The 12,911-nt window shown below is 49.8% G+C and carries 8 protein-coding genes; 3 read left to right on the forward strand and 5 right to left on the reverse strand.

Features of this window, described 5'->3' with window-relative positions; translation table 11 throughout:
- Nucleotides 1–13 precede the first annotated feature (13 nt).
- From essB to AD710_RS03460, 3 genes are all read right to left on the reverse strand, one after another.
- A complete protein-coding gene (essB, locus tag AD710_RS03450) occupies nucleotides 14–1,297 on the reverse strand; it encodes a type VII secretion protein EssB (RefSeq protein WP_049627273.1) in 1,284 nt (427 codons plus the stop codon).
- Nucleotides 1,298–1,311: 14 nt separating this feature from the next.
- A complete protein-coding gene (locus tag AD710_RS03455; RefSeq protein ID WP_016938101.1) occupies nucleotides 1,312–1,551 on the reverse strand; it encodes an ESX secretion system protein YukD in 240 nt (79 codons plus the stop codon).
- Nucleotides 1,552–1,625: 74 nt separating this feature from the next.
- Nucleotides 1,626–1,919 carry a WXG100 family type VII secretion target gene (locus tag AD710_RS03460; protein ID WP_003152013.1) on the reverse strand — a complete coding sequence of 98 codons (294 nt, stop codon included), beginning with the start codon at nucleotides 1,917–1,919 and terminating at the stop codon, nucleotides 1,626–1,628.
- A 315-nt stretch (nucleotides 1,920–2,234) separates the two neighbouring features.
- Between AD710_RS03460 and AD710_RS03465 the strand changes: the two genes are divergently transcribed.
- The 3 genes from AD710_RS03465 (at nucleotide 2,235) to AD710_RS03475 (ending at nucleotide 5,493) form a co-directional block, all read left to right on the forward strand.
- Nucleotides 2,235–3,464 carry a sporulation transcriptional activator AdeR gene (locus AD710_RS03465; RefSeq protein WP_049627274.1) on the forward strand — a complete coding sequence of 410 codons (1,230 nt, stop codon included), beginning with the start codon at nucleotides 2,235–2,237 and terminating at the stop codon, nucleotides 3,462–3,464.
- Nucleotides 3,465–3,567: 103 nt separating this feature from the next.
- The gene (ald, locus tag AD710_RS03470; protein WP_049627275.1) at nucleotides 3,568–4,698 is read left to right on the forward strand and encodes an alanine dehydrogenase; all 1,131 of its coding nucleotides are present in this window, start codon (nucleotides 3,568–3,570) and stop codon (nucleotides 4,696–4,698) included.
- 117 nt (nucleotides 4,699–4,815) lie between these two features.
- Complete coding sequence (locus AD710_RS03475; RefSeq protein WP_049627276.1) at nucleotides 4,816–5,493, forward strand: YukJ family protein; 678 nt, start codon at nucleotides 4,816–4,818, stop codon at nucleotides 5,491–5,493.
- Nucleotides 5,494–5,538: 45 nt separating this feature from the next.
- On the opposite strand, the gene AD710_RS03480 is transcribed toward AD710_RS03475, so the two are convergent.
- Nucleotides 5,539–5,754 (reverse strand): MbtH family protein, encoded by a 216-nt coding sequence (locus tag AD710_RS03480; protein ID WP_045925859.1) that lies wholly within the window; start codon nucleotides 5,752–5,754, stop codon nucleotides 5,539–5,541.
- Between the two features lie 18 nt (nucleotides 5,755–5,772).
- Entirely contained in the window at nucleotides 5,773–12,900 is a 7,128-nt protein-coding gene (locus AD710_RS03485) for an amino acid adenylation domain-containing protein (RefSeq protein WP_049627277.1), read from the reverse strand.
- Between the last annotated feature and the right edge of the window lie 11 nt (nucleotides 12,901–12,911).

The following is a 12,911-nucleotide window of genomic DNA, read 5'->3' on the forward strand; positions in this document are numbered from 1 at the left end:
TTGATATACGCTGTTATTTTTTTTCATCTTTTTTCTCATCTTTCTTGTCGCTCTCTTTGTTATCCTTTGCTTCGTCCTTTTTGCCGTCTTTATCCTGTCCTGCGGAAGCTTCAGCGGTGTTTTCGTCCGCTTCTTTGTTTTGCTCTTCCTGCTCTTTTTTCGCCTTCTCCAGCTCGCTTTCCACAGCGTCCAGTTCTTTCTGCTTTTCGTCGTCTTTCATACTGTCGTCCGCCAATAATTGCTGCTTATATTTTGTAAGCCCGAGCCATATATACGGGTTGTACTCAAGATTGCGGCCGATATTGATGGCTTCTTCATTTTCCCCTCGGCCGATATCAATCCAATATAGGAAGTGCTTCGGATCAGATTGCAGAGTGACCAGATTTCCGATGTTTTTCCGCTGTTCTTCGCTCAGTTTTTCTACTGCCACATAAGAAGAAGCAAGCTCGTACTGCACGGATTCAGGAAGGCTTTCTGCATCGTATTTGGCCAGTGTGTCAATGACTTTGCTGTACTGCTGATTTAAAAAATAGCGGTTGCTTTCGGTGATTGCCTCTTGCTTCGGCTGGGCGAAAAACAGTGCGTACAAGGAATACAGAAGTGCCGGCACAAGGAGGACGGCTAGCGCCAGTCCGGCGTATCTTTGGATTTTCCATTTCTTTTTCGGCAGTTTTATGTATGTTTTGTCCCTTGCTTCGAGGGAATCAATTACGGTTAGAATGGTTTCTTCCAGTTCTTCAAACGTTTCCGCTTCTAACACGCTTTTTACCTCGGGAGTGAATTGAAGCGTCTCCTTGTACTTCAAATATTCTTCGAAGGTGAAAGCCCCGTCAGCCGCAAGCGCCGCACATGCTTTGAGCTCTTTTAACACCCTTTCTCTGTCCTCCTCATAAGGCGGGAGGCTCTCCTTTACGCCGTAATGCAGAAAGTAAGGTGTCAGCGCTTTATCAAACACGATATTTTCCGGGGCGGCAATCAGATTGAGCCGTTTCAGCTTATGCTGTTTCACGGTTTGAACGAGACGGTAGGCAAATTGCCACCTGCTTTTTTTATCTTTTCCTTTTATATAGCGGAAAGCCTGGTAAGAAGAAGGGGGTCTGATCGTTATGGTTACTTCGTCTTCTGAGACTGAAACCTCTTTTTGAAAAAAAGGATCAGCCTCTTTAATCACGTTTGCTTCCAGCCCGTCAAGAAGCTTGACTTTTTCCCGCTGGAAGGTGAACGTGAAGCCTGATTCGGTTTCTTCCCGGACGGCGTCCAGTTCTGTTTCTAAATAAGATCTGTTATGACCTGTCATTCCACCATGTCCTCTCATAAAATTTCAAGGCGGTCTCCGTTCGTAATGCCGCAGTCAGATAATTTTTGCTCTCCGGAAAAAACCGTTTCTTTATTGACCACTCTGATCCAATAGCCTTCACGCGGCGGAACGGATACTTGCTGAGCCTGCCGGGCAATATCAATGACTTTTTTCACAGAATGGTAATCTGACAATCTGAGATCGAAGACGCTGCCGTTATAATGTGTTAAATCTATTGTAATATCGATATACATATTCATATCACCCTTACATAGAAAGAGCGCCGTCTTCTTGATTGAATCAGGCGCTCCGTTCTTCATTCATCTTATTATCCGCGAATTTGGTTAGCGATATCTTGGTCAGTAGACTCAAGCGTATTTGCCGTTTGATCGAGCTGATGATTCACATCTTGAAGCAATTCAGACATTTTAATAAATGAAGGTTTCAGCTGTTCATATTGATCCGCGAATGCTTCACTTGAAGCACCTTCCCACATGCCTTTCAAATCAGAAATCATGCGGTTCAGGCGGTCAACCTGATTCATGACTTCCTGACTTTCAACGCCATATTGCTTAGCCATCGCTCTTAGCTCTTCGGGTGTGACACGAATTAATCCAGACATATTCCTTATACCCTCCTGTGTCATCAGCCTAAATATGGGCTAATTCACTTATTTTTTGAACGTCATTATTATAAAAACAACAATTCGGCACAGTCAAACAAATCTGTTTTAATTTTACAAAATGAGTCTTATGATATATTGGATTTTTCGTTATATTTACACATTTTGTAAATATAATAGTATGATTATCTTATTCTTTTCCATTTTTTCAAATGATTCTATTTTCCTACTCCGTTTCCGTTCAAAGATGCCTTTCAGTCTGAAAAACAAGATGGTAAGATCAAGATATGAAGCTATGAAAAAGTAGGGATACAGATGACCAATCCAAAAGATCCATTTAAGTACAGTTTCGACAGGCTTGAAGATGTAGCCGACCATATCAGCGAGGTCCTTCAATGCCCCATTACAATAGAAGACGTTAATCATAAACTGCTTGCATACAGCACGCACAGCGATTGTACAGATCCGGCCCGGACGTCGACGATTATCGGGCGGAGGGTGCCTGAAAAAGTCATCAATAAACTGTGGAAAGACGGAACCATTCCGGCCCTTTTAAAAACGGACCAGCCGATCAAAGTGAAAGAAATTGACGAGGTGGGCCTGAGCAACCGCGTGGCGATTTCCATCTGGAAAAACAGTCAGGTTCTCGGATTTATTTGGGCGCTTGAGATCAAAAAAAAGCTCAACGACGAGGATCTGAAGACGCTTCAGCTGGCAGCCAAAGCGGTGCGGAACAAGCTTTTGCACCTGCAGATCCGCAAAACAAAAATCGAAGAGCGGGGCCAGGAGTTTTTTTGGAAAATGCTGACCGGCCATATTTATCAGGAAGCCGAGATGGCCGAAGGATTTCATAAGCTCGGAATGGCGCTGCCGTCCGTATTCAGCGTCATGATCATCCGTTTGCATGAGGAGCTGACTGAAAAGACAGAACAGCAGCTGCAATATTTGCAGGAAACGACACAGCAGATTCATGTCATGCTGGCGACTGTCGATTCAAATGAATTAATTCTATTAACCGCGCCGAAAACCGATCAGCCTTTTAAAGATTTAAAGCATTTCGCCCTCCATGTTCAAAAACAGCTGAAAGAACGATATAAAATTGAGGATGCGTCAATTGCTTTCGGCGGTATTTACGAATCGATTTCTTATGTTTACCGGTCTTACCAAGAAGCGCTCTCCGTATTAAAAGCGAAAGAACGGTTTGTGAGAGAAACCAAACACCTTTTCAGCTTTTCTGAACTCGGCATTTATCAGTACCTTGATGTGTTGGATGAAAAACGCAAGCACAGCGGCTATATGAACTATTCCCTGTCAAAGCTTGAGCAGTATGACAGGGAGCACCAAGCCGATATGGTAAAAACGCTCGAGCATTTCATTGATGCCGACAGCAACGTCAACACCGCCGCTAAAGCGCTTAACATTCATGTCAATACATTGAATTACAGGCTGAAGAGAATCAGCCAGATCGCAGAAATCGACTTAAAAAACGTGAATGAAAAGTTTACGATTTACCTTGATATCAAGCTTCGCAGCATGGGTTCGTGAAATTTCACAAATCCGTGTTTTTTTATTTTCTGTTTCAAACAAAGAATTTTCGCAAAAATCGCGCTACACTTGAAGCATCACACAAACATTGGGGGAAACAGACATGATTATCGGGGTTCCAAAAGAAATCAAAAACAATGAAAATCGAGTGGCATTAACACCTGGAGGCGTTTCACAGCTTATCGGAAACGGCCATCGGGTTCTTGTGGAATCCGGAGCGGGACTCGGAAGCGGTTTTACTAATGAAGATTATGTATCTGCAGGCGCGGAAATTCTGGAGGACAGACAGCAAGTATGGGATGCGGAAATGGTCATGAAGGTAAAAGAACCGCTGGCTGAGGAGTATGCGTATTTCCGTCAGGGCCTGATCTTATTCACTTACCTTCATTTAGCTGCAGAGCCGGAATTAGCTAAAGCGCTTACAGAAAAAGGCGTGACAGCTATTGCGTATGAAACGGTAACGGACGGACGTTCACTTCCGCTGCTAACGCCGATGTCTGAAGTGGCCGGAAGAATGGCCGCTCAGATCGGTGCTCAGTTCCTTGAAAAACCAAAGGGCGGAAAAGGAATTTTATTAGCCGGCGTACCGGGTGTATCCCGCGGGAAAGTCACGATCATCGGAGGGGGCGGCGTCGGAACAAATGCCGCGAAAATGGCTGTCGGACTCGGTGCCGATGTGACAATGATCGATTTAAACGCAGACCGCCTGCGTCAGCTTGATGATATTTTCGGGCATCAGATTAAAACACTGATCTCAAACCCTGTAAATATTGCAGACTCTGTCGCGGAAGCGGATCTTCTGATCTGCGCCGTACTCATCCCGGGAGCCAAAGCGCCGACTCTCGTTACCGAAGAAATGGTCAAACAGATGAAACCGGGTTCCGTCATTGTTGATGTTGCCATTGATCAGGGCGGCATTGTGGAAACCGTTGATCATATTACAACACACGATAATCCGACTTACGAAAAACACGGCGTCGTTCATTACGCTGTCGCCAATATGCCGGGCGCCGTACCGCGTACATCTACGCTCGCATTAACGAATGTGACCGTTCCTTATGCGCTTGAAATCGCCAATAAAGGCGCGGCGAAAGCCATTGCCGAGAGCCCGGCGCTTAAAGCGGGGCTGAATACGGCTAACGGACATGTCACGTATGAAGCGGTAGCCAAAGACTTAGGCTATGACTACGTGCCTGCTGAAAAAGCGATGCAAGGTTCAGCTGCAAAAGCTTAATAGATATGAAGAGGACAGCCTGATCAGCGGGCTGTCCTTTTTTCTTTCTCATAAAAGGAAAAACGGACACCTGTCTCGAATATCAATTCATATCCCGGAAGAAAAAGGAGGATTCATATGGCTGTTCAGCACTATGGTGTATTAAAAGGCACTGTGTTAGATATGAGAAGGGAAACAGATGATGATTCTCCGCATTTTCAAGTCGAGGTGTTAGGCGAGCCTGATACGCACTATCGCTGTGCGATCAATGTCATGTCAAGTTCAAAAGAATCAGAGGTTCTGTATGCGGCGCGCGATCATTTTGACGCAAGCGCGATCACCCTGCTGCCGAACATACCGTATGGGTACACCCCAATTGATGAAACGAGCCGTGAGCTGGCGCTGGATTATGTCCGCGGCGGATTGTTTGATCCCCGGAACATGGCGCCGCTCCCGCATGAAGTCACCGGGCCTGATAATGACTTAAATGATTTTATTGAGACGTATATGCAAAAAGCCAAATCGGAAAAAGCCGCAGTCTATATTTACGGCTCTAAATTCGGACCGGAGCCGGGCGCTGATAAGATTTTCGGATTCAAACCGACAAACGGCATGCATAATATTCATATGAATCAGGGAAATCCAATTGACACACGCTGGAAGAAGGATAACGGAACGTGGCACGACGGCGGTATTTTAATCCAGTTTGCAGACCAGTGGGCCGCGGTCTTTTTGGCTTTTCTGTCTCAGTCATGGTGCACGAATGAAGAAGGACACCCTTATACATTTTGTGATCATACACAGCTTAACAGCTGATATCCGTATAAAAAGCCTGCCGAAATAGCGGCAGGCTTTAATTTATTACATCTTAGCGGCTTCGGCCTGTTTCAGGCTTTCCGGCCTCATATCACGCCAGTTTGTTTCAATATATTCGAGACAAACGGAGCGGTTTTCATTCGTCAGGCGGGTTTCCCAGCCGTCCGGCACATCAAGATAGGCCGGCCACAATGAGTACTGGCCTTCAGCATTGACCAGGACATGATATAAGCTGTCTTCCCGTTCAAATGGATTTGTCATAGCAGATTGATCCTTTCTTTACCGGACTGTACGCCGTCCGTTTAATTTCTCTGCCAGAATCGCGCCGATGTCGGCAAGCGGTCCCGGCTGGCACATATCCTTATGGCGGCAGTCTAAATCATACCGCTCGATTTTTCCCGTAATATACGGTTTCCAAGTATCCGGCTCAATCGGGTCAAACCACTCCGGAATAATCGCGGATCTGAAGAACAGTACATCTCCGTGGAACGGCTTCGGCTTGTATGTTCCTAACAGCCCGACAGAATTAATGTACGTGTCTTTCAGGTTCATCATCACCGACTCGTCCAGACTGGCTAATGCGCTTCCCTCACGGCGGAGAATGGTCAGCGCGGTGTCAAAATCAAGCGGCTGATCCCCGAGGCTGTCCGGATCGTACCCTCCCAGGGCAAGCAGCGCAATGACGGCTTCCTCGTCATCAGGCGCATTTTTTATCGGCAGAAAATGATTCGGGTACGCGTCAAGCATCACCAAAAGCGAAACCTCTTCGCCCCGGCTCTGTAATTGTGTCGCCATGGCCTGAATGACATTTCCCCCGAGAGACCAGCCGAGCAGACGGTACGGCCCTTTCGGCTGCACGGTGCGGATCTTTTCAATATAATCCGCCGCCATGTCATCAAGGCTTTCGGGAAGCGGTTCTTTTTTTCCGATGCCTCTCGCCTGTAAACCGTATATTGGATAATCGGCTTCTAAAGAAGACATCAGCCCGGCATAACACCAGCTGAGACCGCCGGCAGGATGGACACAAAACAGCGGTGTTTCTTCTCCGGCTGTTCTGAGCGGCAGAAGCACATCAAGCGCGCTTGTCCCTGTGCCCGTCTCAAGCCTTTCAGCAAGACTTGCCACCGTAGGAGCTTCGAATAATGTTCCGATACTGAGCTCGGCTCCCATCGCTTCCCGAATACGGCTCATTAAATGAACCGCAAGCAAAGAATGGCCGCCTAAATCAAAGAATCTGTCATCAATACCGACACGCGGCAGGTGCAGCACCTCTGCGAACAGCTCACACAGCATTTCTTCCTGAGGTGTTCTCGGTCCCCGGCCGGAGACCTCCATTTGGAAGTCAGGCGCAGGGAGCGCTTTTCGGTCAAGCTTTCCATTCGGTGTCAGCGGCAGTTCATCCATTTGGACAAAAGCAGACGGAACCATATAATCCGGCAGGCTTTCTCCGGCAAACCGGCGAATCTCTCCCGTATCTAAGCTGCTGCTGTCAGAGCGGACAAGGTAAGCGGCGATCCGTTTGTCTCCCGGCCGGTCTTCACGGACGACTGCAGCCGCGTCCTCAACTCCCGGATGTTTGACGAGAACCGCCTCGATTTCTCCCAGTTCAATCCGGAATCCGCGGATTTTTATCTGGTGATCCGCCCTTCCCATATAATCAAGAGAACCGTCCGTCCGCAGGCGGGCTAAGTCTCCCGTCCGGTACATTCTCGTTCCCGGCGGGCCGTACGGATCAGCCACAAAGCGTTCCGCGGTCAGGCTTTGCCGCCCTAAGTAACCGCGTGCCACACCTTCCCCTGCAACATACATTTCGCCTGTGATGCCCGGAGGCACAGGCTCAAGCCGGTCATCAAGCACATAGACGTTCAGATCAGGAATGCCGCAGCCGATGAGGCTGTTTGCCTTAAGTTCCGCAATGTTTTTGTCTAATTCAAGATAACTGACGTGCACCGTCGTTTCCGTAATGCCGTACATATTTATGAGCACCGGCTTATCGTCCGGATGGCGGCTGTACCAATCTTCAAGCCGGCCCAGCTCAAGCGCCTCGCCGCCGAAGATGATATATCTGAGTGCGAGCTGCCGCCCCAGTTCTTCGTTTTCTTTTTCCGCATGCATCAGCTGGTAAAACGCTGACGGCGTTTGGTTAAGCACGGTCACCCGCTCTTTCACAAGAAGATCCAGAAACGCTTCCGGCGATCTGCTGATGTCATGCGGCACGACGACGAGACGTCCGCCATGAAGCAAAGGCCCCCACATTTCCCAGACAGAGAAATCGAATGCGTAAGAGTGAAACATCGTCCATACATCATCAGAATTAAAACGATACCAGTGCTGTGTCGACTCAAACAGCCGGATGACATTGCTGTGCGGGATGATGACTCCTTTGGGCACACCTGTTGATCCCGACGTGTAAATGACATAAGCCGGATGAAGCGGTGACAGCGGACAAATCCTGTCTGCGTCAGTCGGGTTCGTGACGGCATATTGCTCAAGTGTTTCTTTTTTCTGCGGGTCATCCAAAATGAAGGACGGCATACCGCTTTCGGCAGGAAACTTACTTGCGCCTTCACGATCGGTAAGCATAAATACAGGCTTGGCATCATGTAACATAAAAGCGATGCGGTCCGACGGATAATCGGGATCAAGCGGCAAATACGCAGCTCCCGTTTTCAGGACGGCTAACAGCCCGACAATCGTATCTAAAGAGCGCGGCAGGGCCAGCGCGACAAACTGCTCCGGGCCGATGCCGCGGGCGATCATCAAATGTGCGAGCTGATTGGCTTTTTGATTCAGCTCTTTATAAGTGAGCCGGCTCTCTTTATATACGGCCGCCGTTTCATCCGGTTTTTCGGCGGCCTGTCTTTCAAACAGTTCAGGCAATGTCTTTCGAGGCTGAGTGTGCTGTTTATTCCGTTTAACCGGCAATAGCTTTCGGCGCTCTTCATCAGAAAGAATCGTTAAGCTTCCGATCGGCTTTTCCGGATGCGATGCGGCATCTTCGAGCAGAAGAAGCAGACGTCCCGCAAGTGCTTCAGCCGTTTCTTTTTTGAATAGGTCCGTGCTGAATTCCAAAAGACCTTCAATACCGGCAGGCGTGCCGTCGTCATGGCGCTGTTCAGCCAATTCCAGCGTCAAATCAAATTTGGACGCTCCGACGCTGCTGATTTGCAGGCTTGTTTCCATGTCCGGAAGGCTGAGTACAGGATCAGGCGTATTTTGGAATGCGAGCATCACTTGGAACAGCGGATGTCTTGACCGGGAACGAACCGGGTTCAATTCCTCCACGAGACGTTCAAACGGCACGTCCTGATGTTCATATGCGGCGAGATTTATCGTCCGGACCCTTTCAAGAAGCTCACAAAAGCTTGGATCTCCTGAGGTATCGGTTCTCAGCACGAGAGTATTAATGAACATGCCCACAAGGTCGCCCAATGCGTCATCACTGCGGCCGGCTATCGGGCTGCCGATCGGAATATCGGTTCCGGCCCCAAGCCGGGTCAGCAGTGCGGAAAGCCCTGACTGAAGCACCATAAACAGGCTTACGCGCTGATTTCTGGCAAGTGAGAGAAGACGGGTATGAAGCTCTTGGCCGATTTTGACCGGAATGACGCCGCCTCTGTAGCTTGATTCGGCGGGTCGCGGAAAATCAGACGGCAGCTCCAGCTGATCCGGTACATTTTCAAGTGTTTTCTTCCAGAAATTCAGCTGGCGCGCTATTAAGCTCTCAGAATCAGATGCGCTGCCTAAAAGCTGCTGCTGCCAAAGCGCATAATCCGCATATTGAACCGCTAGCGGCGGCCATTCAGCTTTTTTGCCTGTTTGGCGGGCGATATAGGCTGCGGATAAGTCACGCATGAGCGGATTCAAGGACCAGCCGTCACCTGCGATGTGATGCAGAAGAACCATCAGCGCATATTCGCCGTCGCCAAGATCAAACAGCTCAGCCCGTACGGCCGGCTCTTTTGCGAGATCAAACCGGTAGCGTGCCGCAGCGGCAAGCATGTCTTGAAGTTCGTTTTCGTCTGCATGTGTCACTGTAAACACGGGACAGGCTTCTTCAGCAGGCAAAATAAGCTGATGAGACGAGCCCTTATTTTCCGGAAAAACGGTGCGCAGGCTTTCATGGCGGCTGACAACATCGTAAAAGGCGTGTTTCAGCGCTGTTTTGTTAAGCTTTCCTGACATACGGACAATCACCGGAATGTTGTAAGTCGGGCTCGGACCTTCAAGGCAGTAGAGAAACCACAGACGCAGCTGCGCGAATGACAGCGGGATATGCTGCGGACGGGCAAACGGCTTAAGCTTTGGCCGCGCGTTCTTTGCAGTGTCCAGCTGTGCGGCGAGCCCGGCAACCGTCGGTGTATCAAACAGACGGCCGATGCCTAGCTCTGCGCCCATCGTCTCCCGGATCCGGCTCATCAGGCGTCCCGCTAAGAGTGAATGGCCGCCCAGTTCAAAGAATCCGTCATCAATTCCGACCCGTGCAAGACCGAGAACCTCGGCAAACAGCTCGCATAATATTTCTTCCTGCGGCGTCCGCGGCCCCCTGTCACTCAGGACAGCGGAAAAATCAGGGGCAGGCAGAGCATTGCGATCGAGCTTCTTATTCGGTGTCAGCGGCAGTTCCTCCAGCTGTACAAATGCGCCCGGCACCATATAATCCGGCAGGCTTTCGCCCATATATGCACGAAGGCCGCCGATATCAAGGGGGTGATCCGCGACAGCATAAGCCGCCAGCCGCTTGTCTCCCGGCTGATCTTCACGGACAATGACAGCGGCCTGCAAAATACCCGGATAGTTCGACAGCACCGTCTCAATTTCCCCTAATTCTATCCTGAATCCGCGGATTTTAATTTGATGATCGGCTCTGCTGATATAATCAAGTGAACCGTCCTCACGCCAGCGCACGAGATCGCCCGTCCGGTACATTCTCGCACCTGCGGGGCCGTACGGGTCGGCAATGAATCTTTCCGCTGTTAAATCAGGCCTGTTAAAATAGCCTCTGGCAAGCCCCTCGCCCGCGATATAAAGCTCACCCGCAACTCCCGGCGGGACGGGCTGCAATGCGGCATCCAGCACATATACCCGCGTGTTCCAAATCGGCTTTCCGATCGGGGGCGCCCCTGTATAGTCTTTTGCAAGCGGCTGTGCGGCCGACCAGATTGTTGTTTCAGTCGGCCCGTACAGATTCGTCACCGTACAGCCTAATTCAAGCAGGGCATGCATTAACGCTTTCGGGAGCGCCTCACCTCCGACAAGCACCTGAAGCGACCGAAGTGAATCCGGTTCATTTGTGACTAATGAATGCCATAATGTTGGCGTTGCCTGCATGATTGAAATACCGTATGAGTGAATCATGTGCGCAAGCGCCTGCGGCTCCTGAATCGTCTCTTTTCGGGCAATGACGCACCCCGCCCCGCTGATGAGCGGAAGGAAGAGCTCAAGTCCTGAAATATCAAACGCCGCAGTCGTAACGGCGAGCAGGCGGTCTTGTCCGCCAAGCGGGAACCTTTCCCGCATGGATAAGAGAAAATTGCTTACGCTTTTTAATGTGACGACAACGCCTTTCGGTCTGCCCGTTGAGCCCGAAGTATAAATGATATAAGCAGGGTTTAAAGGTGAACATTCCGCCTGAGCAGGACCGTCAGCATTTTGACCGGCAATGATTTTTACCGTATCCGGGTCATCAAGAATAATCCTTTTTGCATTGCTGTCTTCCGGCATGCGGCCCGATAATTCCATCGTTGTAATCAGACATGCAGGCTGTGCATCTTTGAGCATGTATGTGATCCGCTCAGAAGGAAAATCAGGATCAAGCGGCAGGTACGCGGCTCCCGTTTTCAAAACAGCCAGCATGCTCACGGCTAAATCCTGTGACCGCGGTAGCAGTAAAGCGGCAAATTGTTCCGGCCCGAGCCCTTTTTGCTTTAACATGCCGGCAAGCTGGTTCGCGCGCCTGTTCAATTCGGCATAGGTGAGCTCTTCGTTTTCCGTGATGATTGCCGGGCGGTGCGGTGTTTTTACGGCCTGGTCGTAAAACAGCTCCGGAAGACTTTTCTGCCTTTCAGGTTTGCACGTGTCATTCCAGCTTTTCAGCACGCGGAGACGTTCGCTTTCAAGCAGAAGATTGAGTGTGCCGATTTTTTGTGTCTGGTCTTTCACAGCTGATTCCAGCAGCAGCAGGAAGCGTTTTTGATGGTTTTCAATATCTTCGGCGCTGTACACTTCCGGATTCGCATCAAAGTCCACACGCAATCCGCTGCCGTCGGCTCTGTCGTAAACGTTAATTGACAAATCATCAACAGGCCCTGCTGATAAGTTATGAACGGTTCCCCGCGCTCCGGCGAAATCAAGCGCGTAATCAAACGGCATCACATTGACTTGCGGACCGAACAGCCTGCGGTTTTCTCCTAATAATTTAAGATCGCGGCGCAGGTCTTCATGGCGATATTTCTGATGACGCCGGATGCTTCGGATTTCTTTTGCCACTTGGCTGACCGTCTCGTGAAAACTCATATCCGGGCGGAGAGAAAGCCGCAAAGGCAGCAGATTCATCACCATACTCGGAATATTCAGTGAAATCGAGCCGATCCGTCCCATCATCGGCAAACCGAGCACGATATCCCCGGCACTTGTCATCCGATGAACATATACAGCTACCGCAGCCGTGACCGCCTCATGCCAGTTCGGAATCGCTTTTACATGCTGTACAGCCGTTTCAGAAAGATAAGCCGTGCTCCTGTGAAAGCTTGTTGACGTTCTCGGCGCTCTTTCCGCCAAGCTGACGACATCAGGTTCATCGGCAAATTTCTCCATCCAAAATTCCCGATCTTTCAGGAATTGATCAGACGCGCGGTACTCTTGATCTTCTTTTACCAGATCCTCCAAAGAGCCGAAGGAGCGCCCGTTATCCGGACGTCCCTCCCGTATTGCGGTGTACATTTGCGCCGTACGCCGTGCCAGCAGTGAAAAACCGTAGCCGTCTATCGCGATGTGGTGAATGCGCTGATACCAGAAAAAGCGTTCCGGTCCGGCTTGGAATAAAATGTCGCGGTACAAGGGCCCGGCCGCCATATCAACGGGCTCAGCCAAATCAGTCTGCATGATTCTGAGTGCAGCCTGCTTCGGATCAGCCGCTGCGCTCACATCTATGACATCAATCGCGGCCTCACAAGAAGGAGCGATCGTCTGTCTCGGTCCGTCTGTTCCCTCTGTGAAGCGGGCGTGTAATGATGCGGCTTCGGTCAGCACACGTTCAAGAGCCGTTTTAAATATGTTCACATCGAGCGCGCCATTTATCTCAACATACTCGCCTGTATTGTAAATCGGATTATCAGGATCAAGCTGCTGCGCAAACCAGATACCGGCCTGTGCGCCTGTCAGAGGCAGCTGTTGTGTATCATGCATTCTATTCTCTC

It is taken from the genome of Bacillus sp. JFL15 (assembly GCF_001184225.1).
GTDB classification, from domain to species: domain Bacteria; phylum Bacillota; class Bacilli; order Bacillales; family Bacillaceae; genus Bacillus; species Bacillus siamensis.

What these genes read in the sequence shown, in the direction of transcription:
- AD710_RS03455 (WP_016938101.1), bottom strand. Translation starts at nt 1,551, where the DNA reads ATGTATATCGATATTACAATAGATTTAACACATTATAACGGCAGCGTC.
- AD710_RS03460 (WP_003152013.1), bottom strand. Translation starts at nt 1,919, where the DNA reads ATGTCTGGATTAATTCGTGTCACACCCGAAGAGCTAAGAGCGATGGCT.
- AD710_RS03465 (WP_049627274.1), top strand. Translation starts at nt 2,235, where the DNA reads ATGACCAATCCAAAAGATCCATTTAAGTACAGTTTCGACAGGCTTGAA.
- AD710_RS03480 (WP_045925859.1), bottom strand. Translation starts at nt 5,754, where the DNA reads ATGACAAATCCATTTGAACGGGAAGACAGCTTATATCATGTCCTGGTC.
- AD710_RS03485 (WP_049627277.1), bottom strand. Translation starts at nt 12,900, where the DNA reads ATGCATGATACACAACAGCTGCCTCTGACAGGCGCACAGGCCGGTATC.
- ald (WP_049627275.1), top strand. Translation starts at nt 3,568, where the DNA reads ATGATTATCGGGGTTCCAAAAGAAATCAAAAACAATGAAAATCGAGTG.
- essB (WP_049627273.1), bottom strand. Translation starts at nt 1,297, where the DNA reads ATGACAGGTCATAACAGATCTTATTTAGAAACAGAACTGGACGCCGTC.
- AD710_RS03475 (WP_049627276.1), top strand. Translation starts at nt 4,816, where the DNA reads ATGGCTGTTCAGCACTATGGTGTATTAAAAGGCACTGTGTTAGATATG.